Below are 19,428 nucleotides of genomic sequence, written 5' to 3' on the forward strand. Positions count from 1 at the left end.
TTTTCATGAGTCCCTTTTCCGTTCTCATGCGACACCAAGAATTGAACGGCCCCGAAAGCGTCGGGGCCGTTCAGTCCGTGTGGTCTAGTTGCCGCTGGGCAGGCCGATCTGGAAGCCATCCTTGGCCAGTTGATCCCTGAAGAAACTGAATCTCTCGTACTGCTGGATCGTGATCGGTCCCGCATAGGTTTCGCTCTGGATCTTCCGCGGGGGATACTTCACGTAGGTTTGCATGAGATCCTTGATCGCTGCATTGATCGTGACCAGCGACCACGTGTGCTCCGTATAGTTGTTCATGAACACGTCATATCGCTCCTGCGGGTCCTGCCAGAGATCGAAAACTTGTGGCACTGTTGCCACGTAGGATTCCGCTCCCTTCCAGCCAAGATTGCTGTCGACTGCGAGCCCGCCGGTCTTCGCACCGTTATCCCCGCGCAGATTGAATACTGCCTTGTAGTTTCCGACGCGGGCGGCCCCCGGCGAGAGCTCGGATTCCGTGAAGAAGAACCAGTTCTTGCGCTCCGACTTGCCCGTCCCGAACAGGACAGGCGACATATCGATGCTGTCGAAGATGATGGGCTTACCCTCGCGGTCGTTCTCGGGCAGCTTCACGCCGCCAAGCTTGGCGAATGTCGCCATGTAGTCGAGGCCACCGAGAATGTCGGCATTCTTCGTCCCGGCCTTGATACCTGGGCCCCATGCGATGGAGGGCACGCGGTTGCCGCCCTCTCGGACCGTACCCTTGGTTCCGCGGAACGGTGTATATCCCGCGTCAGGATAGACATCCTGCCAGGCGCCATTGTCAGTCGTCCAGAACACATAGGTGTTCTTGTCGAGACCGAGCTCGCGCATCTTGTCGAGGATCCTGCCGATCCGGGCATCGTTTTCGACGACCGAGTCGGCGTATTTCGACTTCGACATCGATTTGCCCTGGAAATCGGGCGCCGGCATGTTGGGCTGATGCACCTTCATGAAGTTGACGTTCATGAAGAAGGGCTGCGTCGATGATTTGTTGCGCTCCAGATAATCGAGCGAGGCCTTCTCGACATAGTCGTCGAAGAACGGAATGCCCACCACGCCCTTGTCCGGCGTGTTGACGTACTGGCCGTTGATCTTGAAGTCTTCCTTCGCCGGCTGGCCCGCATTGCCGGACAATGCACCCTTGGTCACCCGCGTGAACATCGCCCTCAGTTCAGGATCCATGTCCGGAAACCACGTGGGATCGGCGTAGGTGTAGGCATTGAGATGATACAGGCCGGCATATTTCATCTCGTCGTAGCCCTGCGCGCTCGGCAAAGCGTAGTCGGCCTCGCCGAGGTGCCATTTGCCTGCGAAGAACGTCTTGTAGCCGCCCGTCTTCAGGACCGAGGCGAGCGTCCATTCGGCGGCCGGCAGGCCGCCGCCCTGGCCCTGGAATGCCACCGTGGTCATGCCGCTGCGGTTCGGAATGCGGCCCGTCTGCATTGCAGCGCGGCCGGGCGTGCAGCTCGGCTGGGCGTAGAAGGAGAGGAACTGCATGCCTTCGGCGGCCAGCCTGTCGATGTTGGGCGTCGGCATGCCGCGATTCTCGCCGCCGAGATAGCAGCCGGCATCCCCGTAACCGAAGTCATCAGACACGATGAAGATGATGTTCGGCTTTCCCGCACCCGACGCCGCCGGAGGCTGCGGCGTCTGCTGCGCCTGTGCCGTCTGAACTGGCGCCATCGAGGAGAGAGCCGAAACAGCGGCCATTGAAGTGGTCGCAAGCAACAGGTTACGGCGATTCAGCGTATCGTTCGTGTTCTTGTCAATCATGTCTCTCTCCCTGGACGTGTGACGCAGCGAAACCCGAGGTGGCTGGTGGACGTGTCGATCGGCTCGGCGTGGCGCGCAGCCGGTCGATAGCGCCGGCAATAGTTCGGCGCGCAGAGGTGCGAACCGCCCTTGATCACCTTGCGCGGGATCCGGCTTAGCGGCAGCGACGGATCGTGGCTGTCATGTTCGGAGCCGCCGCGTGGGTTCTCGGGAATGCAACATGACTTCTTTGCGTCGGCCTGGTGCTTCGGAGCCCACCAGTCGCTGGTCCATTCCCAGACATTGCCGATCATGTCGTAAACGCCATAACCATTGGGCGGATAGGTCATCACAGGCGAGGTACGCTCAAAGCCATCCTCGCGCCGGTTCTCGAACGGGAAGTGACCTTGCCAAATGTTGGCCTGATGGACGCCGCCGGGAACCAGCTCGTCACCCCAGGCATACTCCGCCTCATCGAGGCCACCGCGAGCGGCAAATTCCCACTCGGCTTCCGTTGGCAAGTCCTTGCCGGCCCATTGGGCATAAGCGAGCGCGTCGGCATAGGCGATGTGAACGACGGGGTGATCGTCCAGCGATTTTATCTTGCTGTTCGGACCATAGGGATGGCGCCAGTTCGCCCCCTTGAGCAGCGTCCACCATTGGCTGTAGTCGCGAAGATCGATAGGGTGATCGGGCGGCGTGAAGGTGAGCGACCCCGCGTAGATCATGTGCGGCAAGGCATCCGGATAGTCTTTTGAGTCCGGAGCGACTTCTGCGAACGTCACATGGCCGGTGGCTCGCACGAATTCCTTGAACTGCCGGTTCGTCACCGGCGTGCGATCCATCCAGAACCCGTCGACGCTGACCATGTGCGATGGCGCTTCTTCGGGATAATGCTGATCTGATCCCATGCGGAATGTGCCGCCCGGAATGAAGATGCTGTCTGAGGGGAGCGCGTCATCCATGTGCTCGACCAGTCTCCGGGCGTTACTCACGAGTTCCGTCTCCAACTATTCTGACGGCTGCATCCGTCGTGCTTCAAAGGGATTTGGTTCCGCATTCACGAACGATTCAAATGCGATAGGATTTCACGCTCCAGCTCGATCAGCAGATTGGTGTAGTCTTCGACGTTTCTCGCTGCTGTGGGATCTCCCTGGTTCGCGGCCTGTTGCCAGTGATGTTGTGCCTTTGCTGCCTCCTCGTAGTCGGCGCAGATCGCCCTGAAGGACGCATCGCGCGCGAAGCGGCGACGAATGTCGAGTTCGCGTTGGGGGAAGTGGTCGATGATGGTGCGAATTCCCTCCATGCCATTTCGCCGCACGTTGATTGCGAAGACACGCGACATCGAGACCAAGACCGCATCGACATATGACAGCGGTATTGTCGCTTCGGGACATCGAAGATGATTTCCTTGGACGCGTCCCTCACGCCTGGCGCATCATCTCACGGCAACGGATATCGGTAAGGTGCGAACATGTTCGTACCTCCCGTGACACTCTGATTGCCGAGTAGCCTTGACTCAGGTCGGGGGTCAGCCCCGATCACTATCTGCGTTTCGAATAGGGAGGTCGAACAATGCCGAAGAAGATGAGATCGCTTGGCATCCTGGCGTTTCTTGTACCAGTGCTGGGAACGGCAATGCCGGCAGAATCGGCGCCGAAGAAAGATCTCGATTCAATTCGAGCCGAATGTTTCAGGCAGGCGAACGAGGCTGCGAACGCGGCGTCACTTAATATGTCGAGCGGTGCGACTGCTGCGCGGAATTCCGCCGGCTACTCTGCCTATCGCGATTGCGCGCGAAAGAACGGCATCAGGCCCTGAAGTGATCGCGCTCGTTGTCAGAGAGGACCGTCGCACGGCGGTCCTCTCTTGTGTACATTGCGGGCGACGAGACGTCGGAGGCCTGGCGTTTTGTACTGCGGCCCGCACCAACCTCATCGCGCAACCAAAGACCGCGCCTTCGCCAACCCGGCAACGAGAGCGTCGACCGTGCGCTCCGCAATGCCCTGGCGACGTAGAAATCCATCCGGATCGCGGGCGAGGGGCTCGTACAGGGCCAGCTTGTCCAGCGCCTTTTGCGTACCGCCTCGATCTCCGAGTTCAGCATTGGAAACTGCAAGCACGAGCTGACTGAACCCGGAATCGCCGAGCGCTGACCTTTCCGCGGTCGTCCGGGCCTGTTGGTAGTCGCCGGTCATGTAGTGGCTCACCGCGATGAAATGGAAATACCAATTGGGAGGATTCAACGATCGATCGATAGCGCGCTTGAGAACAGCAACGCCTTCTTCAAAATTGCCCCGCACCGAGAGCCGCCAGCCAAGCTGGGCAAGAATTTCGGGATCGTTTGGATTGAGCGCAACGAGTTGCCGCGTGAGACGCTCACTGTCTTCATAACGTCCGGTGAAATGATAGGCGGCCGCCAGTGCTTTCAGGGCAAGCGTGCTTTTCGGCCGAAGCCGAATTGCATTGTTGATCGCCTCGAGAGCCTTGCCATACTCGGTTTGTCGATCGTCGGCGTCAAAGCCAAGGCGTCCGGCGTCGAGGTGAAGCCACCCGAGCATGGCCCAGGCATCGCTGTAGTCCGGGTCCCGCTGAACGGTCCGTTCCAGGCATTGAAGGGCCGGGGTGAACTCCGCCCGAAGGAAGGTGCGGCGGTAGCCGTGAGCGCGAAGCACGCAATTGTAACTGTCCATGCTCGACGTCGTCGCCGATGACGAACCGCTGCTCATGTCAGCCCTGACGACGCCGTAGGGCTGGCCGATGACTTCCGCGATTTCTTCCGCCAACATTCCCTGCGTTGTGATCAGCGATTTCGGGTCGAATGGCCGACTGTAAGACTTGGTCCAGACAATGCCGCCGGTCGTCGCATTCGCGACCGAGACGGTCACACGGACGTTCCCATCTTCGGTCTGCACGCTTCCGTTGACGACATAGGCCACGCCCCGGTCGCGCGCCAATGGCAACCATGTGGAGCGAACGTCCTGGTTCAAGGACACTGGCGAGGTGTAGAGGCGAAAGCCCGAAAAGTGAAACAGGTTCGCGATCAGTTCCTGGCCCACGCCGGCGGCGAGATAGCGGGTACTCTCTCCGGGACTAAGTGCCTCAAAAGGGGCGACCAGGACACCGGGTTCCCTCGACGCGCCGAAGGGCGATCGGCCAAAGTACGACAGCGACGCGACCGCTCCAATCGCGATTGCGGCTATGAGCGCTGCGGCCGCCGACAAGCGGCGGAAGAGTGCCGACTTGTTGCTTTTGCCAGCAAGCTCCGCGCTGCGGCTGGTAACTTCATCCACGCGTCGCTCGGACGATTGCTCACTGGCCAAACGTCCGGCCAACAGAGTTTTGCGACTTTCGAAGCTGGGGGCGTAGGAGCCTTTTGGAATGGAAATGCGGATCGGGTCATTTTGCCCCGCATCGATGTAGTAACTGTCGAGGTCGCGTCGCAGGCGTCTTGCTTCCAGCCGGACGACCGGGTCCGCTTGCGGATCGAAGGACTCGTCGCGACCGAAGACGGAGAGGGCGATCGTATAGCCCTTCAGGCGTTCGGCGCGTCCCGAGAGCGTCTCCTCGACAATGAACCGGAGGAACGCCCGTCGCCTTTCGCTGGCCTGAAAGTGCGGGCTCGTGCAGATCCGATCGAGTTGGCTAAACACGGAGTCCGGCGCCAGCTCCTGGACATCGAGCCGGGCATTGCCAGGGAAATCGGCTTCTTCCCTAGCGGGTAACTCTGACCGGCTGTCCTGCAAGCGTTACACCGCGCTGCACGAATTATCGACTACGACGATAGCTGCGCCATTGCGTACGGGCTATGCACTTTGTGCCAGTAACGCGGGAAGTGATTGCGACACAATTTCCGAGGCGCGTTGAATCGAAGCACAATTCGATGCCTCGGCTAACGTTCCTTTGGATAAATGTCCTGATCAATCCACGCAAAATGGCCTTGCCGCAATGCGGAAATAACGAAGGGTTGCTCGTCCGGGCTCGAGCCCTCCGAGGCGAGCGGATGACGAAGGACTACGAGCTGGTCCAGACCTATCTCGGCATGGAGAAGCCGTTCGACGTGACGAGCGCGTTCACGACAAAGATGCTCGATCCCGCCATCAAGATGGATGCGAGCAAGGTGAAGAAGTAGGGAAGCGCTGCAAGCGGGGGCCGACGGCTGCCGCGGATCATCCGCCCTTCTTCATCTCGTACACATGTTCCGGCCCGGGAAAGGCGCGAGACCGCACGTCGGCGGCATACGCCTCGATCGCCGCTTCGATGGCCGGGCCGAGATTGCCGTACCGCCGGACAAATTTCGGTGGTCGCGGCGAAAGTCCCAGCATGTCCTCGAGCACGAGCACCTGGCCGTCGCAGGCTGCGCTCGCGCCGATGCCGATGGTGGGAATGGCAATCGTCTCGGTAATCTTGCGCGCCAGTGGTTCGGCTACAGCCTCGATGACGACCGAGAATGCCCCGGCGTCGGCGACCGCTTTCGCATCGTCCTCGATCGGCCCCCAGTCGGCCTCGCTGCGCCCCTGGGCACGGAACGAGCCGAGCGTGTTGATGGATTGCGGCGTCAGGCCAACATGACCCATCACCGGGATCCCGCGCCCGGACAGGAACGCAATCGTCTCCGCCATGCGCACGCCGCCTTCGAGTTTCACCGCGCCGCATTGCGTCTCCTTCATGATCCGCACGGCTGAATTGAAGGCCTGCTCCTTGGTGGCTTCATACGAGCCGAACGGCATATCGACGACCACCAGCGCCTGCCGGGAACCGCGCATCACCGCTGCGCCCTGAAGGATCATCATGTCGAGCGTGACCGGCACCGTGGTCTCGAAACCGTGCATGACGTTGCCAAGGGAATCGCCGACCAGAATGACGTCGCAATGCCGATCCACCAGCGCTGCCGTATGCGCGTGATAGGACGTCAGCATGACGATCCGCTCGCCTTGCTTGCGTGCACGGATGTCCGGCGCGGTCTTGCGCCTGACAGTGGACTGGATTGACATGCTCAGGCTCCGTTTGCGGGACGCGGATCGAAGCCAGATGTCATGTGCGTGTCAATCCAGATGGTCGGGCCTGCGATCAAAATGGACGGCGCGAGGTGAGTCGGCAGGGGCGCGCGCTGTCTCTACGCCGTCATTGCGAGCGTAGCGAAGCAATCCAGAGTCGTTCCGCGGAGGCAGACTGGATTGCTTCGTCGCAAGGGCTCCTCGCAATGACGGTGCGGGGCAGTTGAGCACCGCATTGTCCAGACGGCGTCCCGGAGGCTGCCCCCGTAGCCCGGATGGACCCATTCCCCACGTAACCCCATAGAGAATTAACCGCGCGTTAACCAAATCCGCCGCATCGTTAACCATTCAATAACAGGGAACGAGTCGGCCGCTATGGAGGCTGCAGCAAAACCTCAACGCCAAATGGTGCGCCTGCGCGGGCGCTCCTACGTGGCCTTCGTGTTCATGCCGACAGTTCCGATCCAGGACTGGCTGCAGGAAATCGACGCCACCATTGCGCGCTCGCCGGGCTTCTTTGCCGGCCGGCCCGTGGTGATCGACCTGTCCTCGGTCGATCTCAGCCAGTCCGGCATCGGCCATCTGCTCAGCAGCCTTCAGGACCGCAGCATCCGTGTGCTCGGGATCGAGGGGGTAGAGGAGGGCCGGCTGACGTCGGCCATGCCGCCGCTGCTCTCGGGCGGGCGCAGCTGCGTGGTCGAGGCGAACGCGCCGAAGAAGGCCGAGGTGAAGGCAGAAACCAAGCCGACGTCGCTTCTGCTCGATAGCCCCGTGCGTTCGGGCCAGACCGTGATCTTCCCGGAAGGCGACGTCACCATTCTCGGCTCGGTCGGTTCCGGCGCGGAAGTCGTCGCCGGCGGTTCCATCCACGTCTATGGCGCGCTGCGCGGCCGCGCCATGGCGGGGGTCAACGGTCACACGAGCGCGCGCATCTACTGTCAGAAGATTGAGGCTGAACTGCTTGCAATTGATGGGTTTTACCAGACTGCGGACGACATTGACGCCGCCTTGCGCGGCAAGCCGGCGCAGGCCTGGCTGCAGGGGAATACCATGCGAATTACAGCACTGAACTGACCAGCAAAGGAGACATTTCAGATGAGTAAGGTACTGGTCGTGACATCAGGCAAGGGCGGGGTCGGCAAGACCACGACGACCGCCGCGCTGGGGGCTGCGCTGGCGCAGCGCGGCGACAAGGTCGTCGTCGTCGATTTCGACGTCGGCCTGCGCAACCTCGACCTCGTCATGGGCGCCGAACGCCGCGTCGTGTTCGACCTCATCAACGTGGTGCAGGGCGTCGCGAAACTCCCGCAAGCGCTGATCAAGGACAAGCGGCTGGAGAATCTCTGGCTGCTGCCGGCCTCGCAAACCCGCGACAAGGACGCGCTGACGGAAGAGGGCGTCGGCAAGGTCATCGACGATCTGCGCAGCCGCTTCGACTGGGTGATCTGCGACAGCCCGGCCGGCATCGAGCGCGGCGCCTCCATGGCGATGCGCTTTGCCGACGAGGCGGTGATCGTCACCAATCCGGAAGTCTCCTCGGTGCGTGATTCCGACCGCATCATCGGCATGCTCGATTCCAAGACGGTGCGGGCCGAGAAGGGCGAGCGGGTCGAGAAGCACATTCTCATCACCCGCTACGATGCCTCGCGCGCCGCGCGCGGCGAGATGCTGACCATCGACGACATCCTCGAGATCCTCGCAACGCCCCTGCTCGGCATCATCCCCGAGAGCCAGGACGTGTTGAAGGCCTCCAACGTCGGCACGCCGGTGACGCTGTCGAACGCGAGCGGCGCACCCGCACGGGCCTATATGGACGCGGCGCAGCGGCTGTGCGGCGACACCGTGCCGATGCAGGTTCCGGCCGAGCGCAGGCGCTTCATGGATCGTCTGCTGCGACGGAGGGCTGCATGAGCATGGGTCTGCTCCGACTTCTCCGCGGCAAAAAGGCCTCTGCACCCGTCGCTCGCGAACGGCTGCAGATCCTGCTCGCGCATGAACGCGGAATGCGCGGCCAGCCCGACCTGCTCGGCGTGCTGCGCGAGGAAATTCTCGCTGTCGTGTCCAAGCACGTCACGCTGGATCCGACCAAGGTCATCGTCCGGCTCGAGCGCGGTGACGAGGTGTCGACCCTGGAGGTCGATATCGAGGTCCCCAACGATATCGAGCGCAAGCGCGTGGCGGTCGCGTAGGGGACGCGACCGAAGACGAGCAATTTGGGGTGGGTGAGAAGGCGGTCCGCTGGGCACAGCGGACCGCCTTTGTCGTTCTCGCACAGTCAGTTCAATTCCAGGCCTACCGATGTGATCGGGAGTGGGCGGAACGGGACCTGCGGCGAAATCGTTGTCAGAGACCGCGGAGAGCCGAGCCAGGCCCTGCGGTTTCCAAAAACGGGAGAGCGCCCATGATGTCCGAGCTCCAGGTCCACACCGTTGCGCGGCAGATGCTGGAAAAGCATGGTTTCGCTGCGATAGCGAAGGCGGCCGAACAGGCGCAGGCCTGCGAGGGCCGCGGCGAGGCCGATGAGGCCAAGGAGTGGCGTCACATCGAAGATGCCATGAAGATCATGCGCGGGCCGGCCCATAGCTGACGCCCGGCAAGCGCGAGCGCGTTCAACGCTCCTGGCGGTCGGCGCCCGGCTGCGACGAGCGGTTTTGTGTCTGCGGTTGGGGGCGCTCGCCTGTCTCTTTGCAGGGGAGCGGCTCCCACGTGCCGTCGGGCGCCTGCTGATAGGCACTACAGGACGACGAGGTGGATTTTTCTTCGCCCTTCTGGGCGTCGGAATTCTTCGCCAGAGCGGGTGCGGTCAGCACCGTGGCGGCCGCAAGCGCACCGGCGAAAACGACATGGATACTCCGCATGAGGGCTCTCCTGTTCGAATTCGAAGAGGCCGCATGGTGTCGAGGATTGTGACGATTGTTTGCCGCGGCGACGGTTCCGCCGCGGCGTGCTTAACGCCGCGGGTGAGCGCCTAGCCGCCCTTCTAGCTGCCCTTGGCGCGGATCAGGCCGGCCAGGTTGACCTTCTGGGCCTCGCACCAGCCGGGCATGCCGAGGCGGCGCTGGTCCATGTCGGTCGCCTGGGTCGCGACCGCGACCTCGGCCATCAGATCGTCGTCCTGCTTCTCGCCCATCTTGCCACCGGTATGCATCCAGGCGATCGCCTTGCGCACCTTCTCGGTGGTGCCGTCCGGCAGCTGCATCTGCTGCGCCTTCTGCACGAGGTCCTGATAGACGAGATCGGTGTTCGGGCATTCGACCCTGGCGGCGAAGGCCTGCAAGACCATCGTCACATAGGTCGAGCGTGGATGGTCCGCCGCTTGGGCCGGCGCGGCGAGCAGTAACAGGCCTGCCATCAGGAAACCGGTGCGCATCCTTGGTATCTCCTCCATTTTTTTGGAAGGCTAGCGTCCGCCGCGCCACTCCGCAATGGTGCCGGAACCGATTTGTCGCGCCCCGGTGCGGTACGCTATCGTGACCCGCCCCTGGTCCCGGAGAGCGACATGAGCCTGTTCAGCACGCCGTTCGATCCCGCACGCGACAGGGCGCTCGTCACCGGCGCGGGCAACGGCATCGGCCGCGCGATCGCGCAGGCGCTCATCGGCGAGGGCGTCCGGACCGTGTTCGCCGATCTGAGCGCGGAACGGGTGAGCGCGGCGATCAGCGCGAGCAGCAAGCCTGAACTGGCAGTGCCGTGGGTCGGCGACCTCGCCAAGTCAGACGCTTGCGATGCGCTGCTGGCCGCCGCAGAGGCGGCGCTCGGCGAGGTCTCGCATTTCGTGCACAGCGCATCGCCGCCGCGGCGGGAGGTCGATCATGCGCTCGCGGTCGATCGCAAGACCTGGCAGGAGATGCATGCCGTCAATCTCGATGCCGGATTTCATCTGGCGCGCGGGCTGGCCAAACGGCTGATCGCGGCGAAGCGGCCCGGCTCGTTCCTGTTTCTCACCTCGCTGCACGCAGGCACGCCGCGCAACCTGCCGCATTACTCGACGGCGAAGGCGGGGATGGCGATGCTGGTGAAGGAACTCGCGAAGACGTTCGGGCGTCACGACATCCGCGTCAACGCGCTGGTGCCGGGCGCGATCGCGGCAGGCGGGTTCGTCGCGGACGCCTCGCTGGCGCGGCACATCCCGCTCGGGCGTCTCGGCGAAGCCAGGGACCTCGCGCCGATGGCGCTCACGGTGTTGTCGAACAAGCTTTCAGGTTACGTCACCGGCGCAGCCTTCGTCGTCGACGGTGGATTGTCGCTGACGAACTGGTTCGAGCCGCCGGTGCTGGAGGACTAAAGCACCGTTCCGATAAATCGGAACGGTGCTTTGGATTCTTCGCTTGACGCGGCTAGCGTTGCCAGGCCGGCACGGGATCGAGCGGCGTGCGATAGACCTCGTTGTGATCGCGATCGGTGACGCGCACCGCGCAACCCTTCCGTTGCAGCTCCGGCTTCACCTGCGACAGCTCGGTGGCCAGTTGATCGGCGCGATCGGAAGCGAGCTCGATGTCTTCGAGGATGATTCCGCCCTGGTTCTTGAACTCTTCACCAACCACAAGATCGAAGGAGTAGAAGGGCATCCGAATTCTCCGGTGTGACGACCAAGTCCCAAAAGTCCTGGCTGCAAGTCTTCACTGGCTGCAAGTCTTCAACGGAAGTCTTCAACACATGTCGGATGGTATCACTGAGTCGATCATTGACGAATGAACAGGCGGCGCAATCTCTGTGCTTATGGCGCAGAAATGATGTGCAGTATGCGAGCTCGTTAAGGTTTTATTAAATATGTCGGCGCGATCATAAGGCATGGAATTGCAGCAGAACCGGGCTCCGGGAACCGGCAGCTGCAAGAGAAGGCCGGCGGCATAGATCCCGACGGCCTTTTCTCTTGACGGAGAACGATCGAAGCATCGGTCTCCGTAGTCGCCCGGACTCAACGCATCACATCGAGTCGGACAGCTTGCGCGATGGTACGATGGCGACGCTGCGCTAACGCAGCGGCATCGGCGGACGCACGACCGGGCCGTCGTCATCGGCAACGGCTTGCGTCGTGGCGACCGGTGCTGCCGGAGCGACCGCGGCAGCCTGCGAAGGCGGCGGAGGTGCGAGCGGCGCCGGCGAATACGACGGCATGTAGGTTTGCGACACGACCGGCTTCGGCTTGCGAACCGGGGGCATCGGAGGGCGCGCGGAGGACACGCGCGCGCGCGGATCGACTGGCCTCGCCTCAGCCACCGGCCTTGGCGCAGGCGGTTTTGCCATCTCGCGCGCCATCTGCTCCTGACCAGCCTTCAACTCGGCGATGTTGGCCTTGAGCGCGTCGATCTGCTGCGCCATGGCTGCGAGATCGCGCGTCATCGATTGGACCGACTGCACTGTATCGGGCTGCGCTGCATCAGGCTGTGTTGCGACAGGCTGTGTTGCGACAGGCGCGGCTGCTGCAACCTGAACCGCGGGCGCCGCAGGCGGCGTCGCGGTTTGATCGGTCGCTTGAGCGGTAGCGGGCTGCTCCGCGGGCGGCGCGGCCTGCGCGGCGGTCACCGGCGCCGTCTGCGATGTCGGATGCAGCAGCGACGCCAATGCCGGCGTCCATGATGTCAAAGCCGGTGTCCATTCGGCGAGCATCTGCCTGGCCGTGTCGCCATGTTTCTCCCAGGCGACGGCGGCGCCCACGCTTCCGCCCGCAAGCAACATCGTCACGAACGCGCGGCGCAGCCATTTTCCGGCGGAGGATCGCTTCGGCCGGTTGCGACCGTCGTCGGCCGCGACGCGCACGGCGGTATCGACCGAGGGCACCGCCGATGGCGTCGCCGCCTGCGGTTCCAGGACCCTTGGCTCCTCCAGGACCGGCGGCTTCAGGACAGGACTGAACTTCGGCTCCGGATTGATCGAGGGGGGCGGTGCGAACTTCAAATCCAGCTTGGGCTCCGGACGGGCCGTGAGCTCAGGCGCCAGGGCGGGGGCGACGCTGATGGGGCGCGACGCCAGCACCATGTCGGGCGAGATCTGAATGGCGTCGTGCGGATCGTTGTCCTTGACCGTGTCCTTCACGATCTCATCGACGATTTGCCGAGAGTTCAGCGTCGCGAGCATCGCAGCTCCTTTGAAACCAGGTGTTTAAAATCTTGGTCGTCCGCATTGGCGCGAGCCGATCTGTTGAGGCGACTCATCCCAAATCCGATGAGCCAAGCACTGTGACCCACGAGTCCAGCCGGGTTTGACCAAAGCAAGGCGAGGGGATGGAGATGATGCGACGCTATTTCGCCGTTTGTGGTGATGGAACCCGGCCCATTAAACACGCGCACGTGTTCCGGTTTGCCTTGTTTTCAGCACGATTTGGGCAGCATCTGGTGAGGCTGGGGGCGCTGTTATGCGCTATCGGGGGGACCGGCGGTGCCAAAATCTCTAATCGCATTATTTGTCGTAGCCATGCTTCCGCTCGCCGGCTGCATGCAGACAACGCTTTCGCCATCGACGGATGCGAGCATGACGCCGCGCGACCGTCAGTTGCTGGCGCACACGCCCTACGCGAAGGCGAACGTGCCTGAGCAATATCTCCGTCATATGGTCGACTATCCGCGCAAGGAGCAGCCGGGCACGATCCTGGTCGATACCGATGCGCGCTACCTCTATTTCGTGCTGCCCGGCGGCAAGGCGATCCGCTACGGCGTCGCGGTCGGCGAGGAAGCCATGGCCTTCTCCGGCGTCGCGCGCGTCGGCCGTCTGGCGGAATGGCCCGACTGGGTTCCGACAGCGGAGATCCAGGCGCGGCTCGGACCATATCCAGCGCGCGTCGCCGGCGGCCCCGCCAATCCGCTGGGCGCGCGAGGCATCTATCTCTATGTCGGCAACAAGGACACGCTCTACCGCATCCACGGCACCAACCAGCCCGAATATATCGGGCAGGCGATCTCGTCCGGCTGCATCCGGATGCGCAACGAGGACGTGATCGATCTGTTCGATCGGGTGAAGCTGAATTCGATGGTCGTGGTGTTGCCGCCCGGGCAGAACGCGCGGGTCGAGGCGGGGTCCAGCTGGCGCGGGTAGAAACCTGAGCGAGCCGCGCCCGGTGCGCGGCTTGCCGACAATTTTATCCATTGTCTTGCGCGGGCCGTAACGGTTCGCCTCTAGCGTGCAGCGAGCAAGGGGTTGCTCGCATGTATCTCGTCAAGAATTCTCCGCGCGCGCTGTTCGCCGCGCTGATTCCGCTGGCCATCGTCGAAGCCGTGCTGATGGTCTTCGCGATCGCGGGCGGGCAGGTGACCGACCCCGTCGGCGTGCCCGCGCCGGACCAGATCGTGGTGCTCTATGCGGGCCGCATGGCGATCAATGCGGCCTTCCTGTTCGCCGGGCACATCGTGCTGCGGCAGTGGACGATCTCGAGCCGCCTCGCTTACGGGCTGATGGGCGGCGTCATGGCAGCAGTGAGTTACGGCATTGCAATCCGCAATCACATCCAGCTGGCCGCGCCCGGCGACGGCACGGTGGTGACGATCGGTCTCTTGCCGACCATCGCAGGGATGATCGGCGGTTTCCTCTATGGCCAGTTTGCCGGCCTCAGTCCGGTTGCCCGGGCGACCGGCGTGGCCTGCTCCGCCGACGCGCCGGCCGCGCCGCCGCCGATCGTGTTCGACGGACCGGTCCGGGTCCGCACATCGGTCGCCGGTGTCGCAATCGCGGCCCTGATACCGACAGTGCTCGCAACGCTTCTGCCTTACACGCTGGTGCCGTTTCTGATGAATGGTTTCGCGGACAAGAGTACCGCTCAGATCTTCGCAGCCGTGATCCCCGCGCAGACCTTCATGGTCATGATGGTGATCTCGGTCATTCCTTCGAGCATCTTCATGCTCTGCGTGCACCATGTCGCGCGCGCGATGAGCCGCCGCAGCGCGTGGGAATACGCAGCGATCGGAGGCGTAGCGGCGTTCGCCTGCATGCTGCTGCTGGTGCTGGTCGTGCCGATCTTCGCCGCTCTGCTGGTGCCGGCGGCATTTTGCGGAGCGATCATGGGTGCGCTCTATCGCCGCTTCGCCGGCCTCGAGCCGGTGCCGTTGCCGGAAGCCGTGATCGCAATCGATCCGAACGCGCTGGTCGGCGCCGATCATCCGTCACGACGCCAGCACGGCGTCATTCTGAGCAACTGATCGCCAGAGACAGAAGCTGGAACGGAACGAGGGACGAAGCATGAAAGGATTTGCGGCTTTTGGCGCTGCGGTCGTGATCACGGCCGTGGCGGCGGTCTGGTTCTTGACCGGGCCGGTGGTGGTGAACGCAGAAGTCAAACCGCTTCAGCCGAGCGCGAAGATGCCGGTGTGGAAGCCGGTCCCGACAGACCTTGCGCGCTAGAGACGGACGCGCGCCGTTCTCGCCCTAGTTCTCAGGCCGGGCGATGCGCCATTGCAGCGTCGTGGCGTTGCCGTTGGCATCGCCTGGCGCCTTGTCGGCCGGCGAAGTGTAGAGCGGACGATAGCGGTACGCCCACATCTTGCTGCCGTCGTCGCGGCTGATCACGGTGAAGTCGCCAATGGCCTTGGCTTCGGCCGTCGCGGGCAGCGGGACCCAGCTCTCGGCGCATTTGCCGTTGCAGGTCGACGTCTTTCCGGTGGTGTCGCGCTCGTAATAATAGAGCGTCATGCCCTTGAGATCGACCAGCTTGGGACCCTGCTTGGTCAGGACCACTTTCGCCGGCGCGGTCGTCGTCTCAGGCTTCGGCGGAGGAGGGTCTCCGCCGCCGCCATGGCCATTCGCGAGTGCAGGAACGATCGAGAGCGCGAGGACCGCGGCCGCAATGTGGAACCTGAGCATCCGATACCCCCGAACGGCAAAGTTAATCGCGCGTTAAAGCGCCGAATATGACCGACCGTAGCAGCTGAAGGTTAGTTCCAGGTTTCGCGGCACTGCGACAATGACAGGTAGAAACACGGGGTTTACGCCTGCACCTCGCGCAACGGGGCACGGCTGAGCTCGTTGCCGGCGGCGATGGCCTTGCGCAGCAGCCGCATCAGCTCCTCGCCTTCCTTCGCGCTGAGGCCGCGCAGCATGAGGCGCTGGGCGGACTCCACCGCCGGCGTGATCTTGCGCAACGTGCGCCGCCCTTCGTCGGTGATCTCGAGCTCGCGGGCACGGCGATCACGGCTGGAGGCACGGCGCTCCGCGAGCCCCTTCTGCACGAGGCGATCGATCACGCCGGTGATGGTGGTGCGGTCGTAGGCGATCAATCCTGCGAGCGTCACCTGGTCGAGCCCCGGATTGGCCTTGATGGTCGCAAGCGCGGCGTATTGCACCGGCGTGAGGTCGAAGCCGGCGTCTCCGACCTCGGCCAGGAAGACCGCGACCGCAATCTGCTGGAACCGGCGCGCCAGATGCCCGGGCATGTCGTTGTTGTCTTTCACCGAACTCTCCATGTGGGACAGGGTGGGCCGGAACGTTGACAAGTATACTGATAGTCAGCATACTGAGCAATATCCAAACAGAACGTTTCGCAGGGAGAGGTGCTCATGCAATTCCATCTCAATGGATTTCAGCCGGGCGATCCTGAAATCGCCGATCCCGCCGAACGCATCCAGAATTCGGGTGCAGTGGGCGCCGTGCCTGAAGAGGTCGACGTCCTCATTGTCGGCTGTGGGCCCGCGGGCCTGACGCTCGCGGCCCAGCTCGCGCAATTCCCCGACATCAAGACCTGCATCGTCGAGCAGAAGCCGGGCCGCCTGCTGGTCGGGCAGGCCGACGGCATCGCCTGCCGCACCATGGAGATGTTCCACGCCTATGGCTTCAGCGCGCGCGTGCTGAAGGAATCCTATTGGGTCAACGAGACGACGTTCTGGAAACCGGACGAGCGGGCGCCGGAAAAGATTGTGCGCAGCGGCCGGGTGCAGGACGTCGAGGACGGGCTGTCGGAATTCCCGCACGTCATCCTCAACCAGGCGCGCATCCATGACGGCTTTCTCGACGTCATGCGCAAATCACAGGCGAAGCTCGAACCCCATTACGGCCGGCGCCTGCTCGACCTCGAGGTCGATCCGGCCGCGGGTCCCACTGAGGCTGCCGTGACGGTGCGCCTCGAACGGGTCGATGCCGGGAGCGAGGGCAAGATCGAGACGATCAAGGCGCGTTACGTCGTCGGCTGCGACGGCGCGCGCAGCACGGTGCGCAAATCGATCGGCCGCGAGCTGCATGGCGATTCCGCCAACCACGCCTGGGGCGTGATGGACGTGCTGGCGGTGACTGATTTCCCGGACATCCGCTTCAAGGCCCTGATCCAGTCGGCGAAGGACGGCAGCCTGCTGATCATTCCACGCGAGGGCGGCTACATGGTCCGCCTCTATGTCGAGCTCGCAAAACTCGACGTTGGCGAACGCGTCGCCAATCGCAACATCACCGCCGAGGATGTGATCGCGAAAGCGCAACGGATCCTGAAGCCGCATACGCTCGACGTGAAGGAGATCGCCTGGTGGTCGGTCTACGAGATCGGCCAGCGCTTGACCGACAAGTTCGATGACGTGCCGGAAACCGAGATCGCCTCGCGCCTGCCGCGCATCTTCATCGCCGGCGATGCCTGCCATACCCACAGCCCGAAGGCGGGGCAGGGCATGAACGTCTCGATGCAGGACGCTTTCAATCTCGGCTGGAAGCTCGCCGCCGTCCTCCGGAAGCAGTGTGCGCCGAGCCTTTTGCATTCCTATTCGGCCGAACGCCAGGCGGTGGCGAAGGAGCTGATCGATTTCGACCGCGAGTGGGCGGGAATTTTGGCCTCCGCCGCCAAGGCCGGCGGCGCCGACGCCGCCAGGACGCAGGACTATTTCGTCAGGCACGGGCGCTACACCGCAGGCACGGCGACGCACTACCGTTCATCGCTCCTCACCGGCGCAAAATTCCATCAGCATCTCGCCGAAGGCCTCGTCATCGGCACGCGCTTTCATTCCGCGCCGGTCATTCGGCTCGGGGATGCCAAGCCGGTTCATCTCGGCCATGCGGCGCAGGCCGACGGACGCTTCCGCATCTACGCGTTTTCGCCTGCTGAAGATCCTGCCGCCACGGGCTCGGCCATTCGTGCGCTGTGCAATTTCCTTGCCGAGGCTCGGGAGTCGCCGGTCAGGCGCTATACGCCCGCGGGCGCCGACATCGACAGCGTGATCGATTTGCGCGCAGTCTTCCAGCAGGATCATCGCGAGCTTGCCGTCGAGGCGATGCCGTCGCTGCTGCTTCCGCGCAAGGGGCGCTACGGCCTGATCGACTACGAGAAGATGTTCTCTCCGGACCTCAAGAGTGGCCAGGACGTTTTCGCCATGCGCGGCATTGACCGCAAGGCCGGCTGCATGGTGGTGACGCGGCCGGACCAGTACGTCGCGACCGTGCTGCCGATCGACGACTTTGCCGGGCTTGCGTCGTACTTCGATGCGTTCATGTTGCCGGTGAACTGACGGCTCGGCGGCGCGGTTGCGCGCTGCATCGATGAACGGCGCATGAATATTGAACCGCGCGCGGCATGCATCTCGATCTTTCGATGGATGCGACCGCTGTGCGCGGAACGCTCGTTCGGCCAGCGCGTTCCGACTTGAACGAGGAGGAATTCGCCATGAGGCTCAAGAGCGCTTTAGTTGCAGCATTGTTGCTGGCCCCGACGGCCGCGCTGGCCGCGCCGGGCATCGTCACCGTCTCGACCGGCCTGCGCGCCGGGCCGGGCACGGGCTTTCCGCTGGTCGATCGCGTCCCCGAGGGCGCCCGCGTCAACATCCATGGCTGCCTGCGCGGCAACGCCTGGTGCGACGTGAGCTTCTCCGACGATCGCGGCTGGGTGTCGTCGCAATATCTCGAATATCTCTACCGCAATCACTACGTCTATCTGCCGGACTATGTCGACGAGATCGACGTGCCCGTCGTCCCCTTCGTGCTGACCTCCTACTGGTCGAGCTACTATGAGCGACGTCCCTTTTATCGCCGCCACGCCTACTGGAATAATTACTGGACCTCGCATCAGCGCCTCGCGACGCGGATGACGATCGATCCGCGCGCGGCCCGCATCGGTCGGGCGGCAACGCGTGACTCGGCCATCGCATTGGGACGTGAGGGCGTGCATGCCAAGGGAGCGGCCGCGATCTCCGGTCGTGATGCAGCGACCACGCGTCGCGACGCGGCTATCGCCAGGCACGACGCTGCGACCGCGAGGCGCGACGCGGCGACCGCGAGACGCGACGCTGCGGTGACGGCCGACCGCACCCGCGCCGGACGAAACGAGCGCATCGTGCACGAGCGGGCCAACATGCAGACCCGCAATCCGCGCGATGCACAGGCCCGCATGATGCACGAGCAGACGCAGAGCCGCGCCGCGGTGCGTGCGCAGCCGATGGCGCGTGCGCATGAGGCGCCGCGCGTCTCGGCGGCACCTGCAGCGCGTCCGGCGGCACCGCACGTGGCGCAGCCGAACGTGAGCCACGGTTCGCCAATGAATGCTCGCGCGCAGATGCCGGCGCCGCGCGCGGCTGCACCTGCGATGCCGCACGGCGGCGGTGGTGGCGCTCCGCATATGAATGCCGCTCCGCGCGGCGGCGGCGCGCCTGCCGGCGGTCCCGGCGGCGGCCACCAGAAGCACTAAATCTGCCAACGAAAGCCCGGCCGTCGCGCCGGGCTTTCTGTTTGGGTGACCTCGGGTTCCCGGCCCGTCCAATTTAAGAAA

General features: G+C 63.6%; 22 protein-coding genes and 1 pseudogene. 12 read left to right on the forward strand and 11 right to left on the reverse strand.

All coding sequences use genetic code 11. From position 1 onward, the window contains the following. Positions 1-84: 84 nt before the first annotated feature. The 3 genes from NLM15_RS20540 to NLM15_RS20550 form a co-directional block, all read right to left on the reverse strand. Positions 85-1,794, reverse strand: a complete 1,710-nt coding sequence (locus tag NLM15_RS20540; RefSeq protein ID WP_254118866.1) for an arylsulfatase — start codon at positions 1,792-1,794, stop codon at positions 85-87. Then, on the reverse strand, positions 1,791-2,738 hold the full coding sequence (locus NLM15_RS20545; protein WP_254124305.1) for a formylglycine-generating enzyme family protein: 948 nt from the start codon (positions 2,736-2,738) through the stop codon (positions 1,791-1,793). The genes NLM15_RS20540 and NLM15_RS20545 overlap by 4 nt, the downstream gene beginning before the upstream one ends. Before the next feature lie 95 nt (positions 2,739-2,833). Beyond that, positions 2,834-3,127, reverse strand: coding sequence for a hypothetical protein (locus NLM15_RS20550; RefSeq protein WP_375166853.1), 294 nt, complete (start codon positions 3,125-3,127; stop codon positions 2,834-2,836). Positions 3,128-3,348: 221 nt separating this feature from the next. Here NLM15_RS20550 and NLM15_RS20555 point away from each other — a divergent pair, with 221 nt between their 5' ends. Beyond that, positions 3,349-3,594: a hypothetical protein gene (locus NLM15_RS20555; protein ID WP_254118867.1), complete on the forward strand. Its 246-nt coding sequence runs from the start codon at positions 3,349-3,351 to the stop codon at positions 3,592-3,594. A gap of 113 nt (positions 3,595-3,707) precedes the next feature. On the opposite strand, the gene NLM15_RS20560 is transcribed toward NLM15_RS20555, so the two are convergent. After that, a complete protein-coding gene (locus NLM15_RS20560) occupies positions 3,708-5,519 on the reverse strand; it encodes a tetratricopeptide repeat protein (protein WP_254118868.1) in 1,812 nt (603 codons plus the stop codon). Positions 5,520-5,767: 248 nt separating this feature from the next. Here NLM15_RS20560 and NLM15_RS43520 point away from each other — a divergent pair. Then, a pseudogene (locus NLM15_RS43520) lies at positions 5,768-5,905 on the forward strand (nitrate ABC transporter substrate-binding protein); the annotation flags it as partial. Between the two features lie 37 nt (positions 5,906-5,942). On the opposite strand, the gene panB reads toward NLM15_RS43520, so the two are convergent. Then, positions 5,943-6,767 carry a 3-methyl-2-oxobutanoate hydroxymethyltransferase gene (panB, locus tag NLM15_RS20565; RefSeq protein ID WP_254118869.1) on the reverse strand — a complete coding sequence of 275 codons (825 nt, stop codon included), beginning with the start codon at positions 6,765-6,767 and terminating at the stop codon, positions 5,943-5,945. Between the two features lie 378 nt (positions 6,768-7,145). Here panB and minC point away from each other — a divergent pair, with 378 nt between their 5' ends. The 4 genes from minC to NLM15_RS20585 all read left to right on the forward strand — a co-directional run bounded on the left by minC (position 7,146) and on the right by NLM15_RS20585 (position 9,357). Beyond that, the gene (minC, locus tag NLM15_RS20570; protein ID WP_254118871.1) at positions 7,146-7,844 is read left to right on the forward strand and encodes a septum site-determining protein MinC; all 699 of its coding nucleotides are present in this window, start codon (positions 7,146-7,148) and stop codon (positions 7,842-7,844) included. A gap of 21 nt (positions 7,845-7,865) precedes the next feature. Next, the gene (gene minD / locus NLM15_RS20575; protein ID WP_254118873.1) at positions 7,866-8,681 is read left to right on the forward strand and encodes a septum site-determining protein MinD; all 816 of its coding nucleotides are present in this window, start codon (positions 7,866-7,868) and stop codon (positions 8,679-8,681) included. Next, the gene (minE, locus tag NLM15_RS20580; protein ID WP_212433762.1) at positions 8,678-8,959 is read left to right on the forward strand and encodes a cell division topological specificity factor MinE; all 282 of its coding nucleotides are present in this window, start codon (positions 8,678-8,680) and stop codon (positions 8,957-8,959) included. The genes minD and minE overlap by 4 nt, the downstream gene beginning before the upstream one ends. A 212-nt stretch (positions 8,960-9,171) precedes the next feature. Beyond that, positions 9,172-9,357: a hypothetical protein gene (locus tag NLM15_RS20585; protein ID WP_254118875.1), complete on the forward strand. Its 186-nt coding sequence runs from the start codon at positions 9,172-9,174 to the stop codon at positions 9,355-9,357. Positions 9,358-9,379: 22 nt separating this feature from the next. Here NLM15_RS20585 and NLM15_RS20590 read toward each other — a convergent pair whose 3' ends face one another. Then, positions 9,380-9,628: a hypothetical protein gene (locus NLM15_RS20590; RefSeq protein ID WP_254118877.1), complete on the reverse strand. Its 249-nt coding sequence runs from the start codon at positions 9,626-9,628 to the stop codon at positions 9,380-9,382. A 122-nt stretch (positions 9,629-9,750) separates the two neighbouring features. Further along, positions 9,751-10,140: a hypothetical protein gene (locus NLM15_RS20595; protein WP_254118879.1), complete on the reverse strand. Its 390-nt coding sequence runs from the start codon at positions 10,138-10,140 to the stop codon at positions 9,751-9,753. Positions 10,141-10,269: 129 nt separating this feature from the next. On the opposite strand from NLM15_RS20595, the gene NLM15_RS20600 reads away from it, so the two are divergent. Continuing rightward, positions 10,270-11,055, forward strand: a complete 786-nt coding sequence (locus NLM15_RS20600; RefSeq protein ID WP_254118880.1) for an SDR family NAD(P)-dependent oxidoreductase — start codon at positions 10,270-10,272, stop codon at positions 11,053-11,055. Positions 11,056-11,107: 52 nt separating this feature from the next. On the opposite strand, the gene NLM15_RS20605 is transcribed toward NLM15_RS20600, so the two are convergent. Both NLM15_RS20605 and NLM15_RS20610 read right to left on the reverse strand, forming a co-directional pair. After that, entirely contained in the window at positions 11,108-11,338 is a 231-nt protein-coding gene (locus NLM15_RS20605) for a DUF6894 family protein (RefSeq protein WP_254118882.1), read from the reverse strand. A gap of 406 nt (positions 11,339-11,744) precedes the next feature. Then, positions 11,745-12,848, reverse strand: a complete 1,104-nt coding sequence (locus NLM15_RS20610) for a hypothetical protein (RefSeq protein WP_254118884.1) — start codon at positions 12,846-12,848, stop codon at positions 11,745-11,747. A gap of 336 nt (positions 12,849-13,184) precedes the next feature. Here NLM15_RS20610 and NLM15_RS20615 point away from each other — a divergent pair, with 336 nt between their 5' ends. The 3 genes from NLM15_RS20615 to NLM15_RS20625 all read left to right on the forward strand — a co-directional run bounded on the left by NLM15_RS20615 (position 13,185) and on the right by NLM15_RS20625 (position 15,101). Next, the gene (locus NLM15_RS20615) at positions 13,185-13,802 is read left to right on the forward strand and encodes a L,D-transpeptidase (RefSeq protein ID WP_256565472.1); all 618 of its coding nucleotides are present in this window, start codon (positions 13,185-13,187) and stop codon (positions 13,800-13,802) included. 110 nt (positions 13,803-13,912) lie between these two features. Beyond that, a complete protein-coding gene (locus NLM15_RS20620; protein WP_254118887.1) occupies positions 13,913-14,899 on the forward strand; it encodes a hypothetical protein in 987 nt (328 codons plus the stop codon). 40 nt (positions 14,900-14,939) lie between these two features. After that, positions 14,940-15,101 carry a hypothetical protein gene (locus NLM15_RS20625; protein ID WP_254118889.1) on the forward strand — a complete coding sequence of 54 codons (162 nt, stop codon included), beginning with the start codon at positions 14,940-14,942 and terminating at the stop codon, positions 15,099-15,101. Positions 15,102-15,125: 24 nt separating this feature from the next. Here the strand turns inward: NLM15_RS20625 and NLM15_RS20630 are convergent, their stop codons facing one another. After that, on the reverse strand, positions 15,126-15,560 hold the full coding sequence (locus NLM15_RS20630) for a hypothetical protein (RefSeq protein WP_254118891.1): 435 nt from the start codon (positions 15,558-15,560) through the stop codon (positions 15,126-15,128). 122 nt (positions 15,561-15,682) lie between these two features. Further along, the gene (locus NLM15_RS20635) at positions 15,683-16,147 is read right to left on the reverse strand and encodes a MarR family transcriptional regulator (RefSeq protein WP_254118893.1); all 465 of its coding nucleotides are present in this window, start codon (positions 16,145-16,147) and stop codon (positions 15,683-15,685) included. A gap of 105 nt (positions 16,148-16,252) precedes the next feature. Between NLM15_RS20635 and NLM15_RS20640 the strand changes: the two genes are divergently transcribed. Then, positions 16,253-18,175, forward strand: coding sequence for an FAD-binding monooxygenase (locus tag NLM15_RS20640; protein ID WP_254118895.1), 1,923 nt, complete (start codon positions 16,253-16,255; stop codon positions 18,173-18,175). A 155-nt stretch (positions 18,176-18,330) separates the two neighbouring features. Continuing rightward, positions 18,331-19,347, forward strand: coding sequence for an SH3 domain-containing protein (locus NLM15_RS20645; RefSeq protein WP_254118897.1), 1,017 nt, complete (start codon positions 18,331-18,333; stop codon positions 19,345-19,347). Positions 19,348-19,428 lie beyond the last annotated feature (81 nt).

The sequence above is a fragment of the Bradyrhizobium sp. CCGB20 genome, from assembly GCF_024199855.1.
GTDB lineage: Bacteria > Pseudomonadota > Alphaproteobacteria > Rhizobiales > Xanthobacteraceae > Bradyrhizobium.

Bases quoted from the DNA above. Each gene is read 5' to 3' on its own strand.
- minE (WP_212433762.1), top strand. From the start codon at position 8,678: ATGAGCATGGGTCTGCTCCGACTTCTCCGCGGCAAAAAGGCCTCTGCA.
- NLM15_RS20640 (WP_254118895.1), top strand. From the start codon at position 16,253: ATGCAATTCCATCTCAATGGATTTCAGCCGGGCGATCCTGAAATCGCC.
- NLM15_RS20625 (WP_254118889.1), top strand. From the start codon at position 14,940: ATGAAAGGATTTGCGGCTTTTGGCGCTGCGGTCGTGATCACGGCCGTG.
- NLM15_RS20605 (WP_254118882.1), bottom strand. From the start codon at position 11,338: ATGCCCTTCTACTCCTTCGATCTTGTGGTTGGTGAAGAGTTCAAGAAC.
- panB (WP_254118869.1), bottom strand. From the start codon at position 6,767: ATGTCAATCCAGTCCACTGTCAGGCGCAAGACCGCGCCGGACATCCGT.
- NLM15_RS20545 (WP_254124305.1), bottom strand. From the start codon at position 2,738: ATGGATGACGCGCTCCCCTCAGACAGCATCTTCATTCCGGGCGGCACA.
- NLM15_RS20620 (WP_254118887.1), top strand. From the start codon at position 13,913: ATGTATCTCGTCAAGAATTCTCCGCGCGCGCTGTTCGCCGCGCTGATT.
- NLM15_RS20585 (WP_254118875.1), top strand. From the start codon at position 9,172: ATGATGTCCGAGCTCCAGGTCCACACCGTTGCGCGGCAGATGCTGGAA.
- minD (WP_254118873.1), top strand. From the start codon at position 7,866: ATGAGTAAGGTACTGGTCGTGACATCAGGCAAGGGCGGGGTCGGCAAG.
- NLM15_RS20590 (WP_254118877.1), bottom strand. From the start codon at position 9,628: ATGCGGAGTATCCATGTCGTTTTCGCCGGTGCGCTTGCGGCCGCCACG.
- NLM15_RS20595 (WP_254118879.1), bottom strand. From the start codon at position 10,140: ATGCGCACCGGTTTCCTGATGGCAGGCCTGTTACTGCTCGCCGCGCCG.
- NLM15_RS20540 (WP_254118866.1), bottom strand. From the start codon at position 1,794: ATGATTGACAAGAACACGAACGATACGCTGAATCGCCGTAACCTGTTG.
- NLM15_RS20630 (WP_254118891.1), bottom strand. From the start codon at position 15,560: ATGCTCAGGTTCCACATTGCGGCCGCGGTCCTCGCGCTCTCGATCGTT.
- minC (WP_254118871.1), top strand. From the start codon at position 7,146: ATGGAGGCTGCAGCAAAACCTCAACGCCAAATGGTGCGCCTGCGCGGG.
- NLM15_RS20610 (WP_254118884.1), bottom strand. From the start codon at position 12,848: ATGCTCGCGACGCTGAACTCTCGGCAAATCGTCGATGAGATCGTGAAG.
- NLM15_RS20555 (WP_254118867.1), top strand. From the start codon at position 3,349: ATGCCGAAGAAGATGAGATCGCTTGGCATCCTGGCGTTTCTTGTACCA.
- NLM15_RS20615 (WP_256565472.1), top strand. From the start codon at position 13,185: ATGCTTCCGCTCGCCGGCTGCATGCAGACAACGCTTTCGCCATCGACG.
- NLM15_RS20600 (WP_254118880.1), top strand. From the start codon at position 10,270: ATGAGCCTGTTCAGCACGCCGTTCGATCCCGCACGCGACAGGGCGCTC.
- NLM15_RS20645 (WP_254118897.1), top strand. From the start codon at position 18,331: ATGAGGCTCAAGAGCGCTTTAGTTGCAGCATTGTTGCTGGCCCCGACG.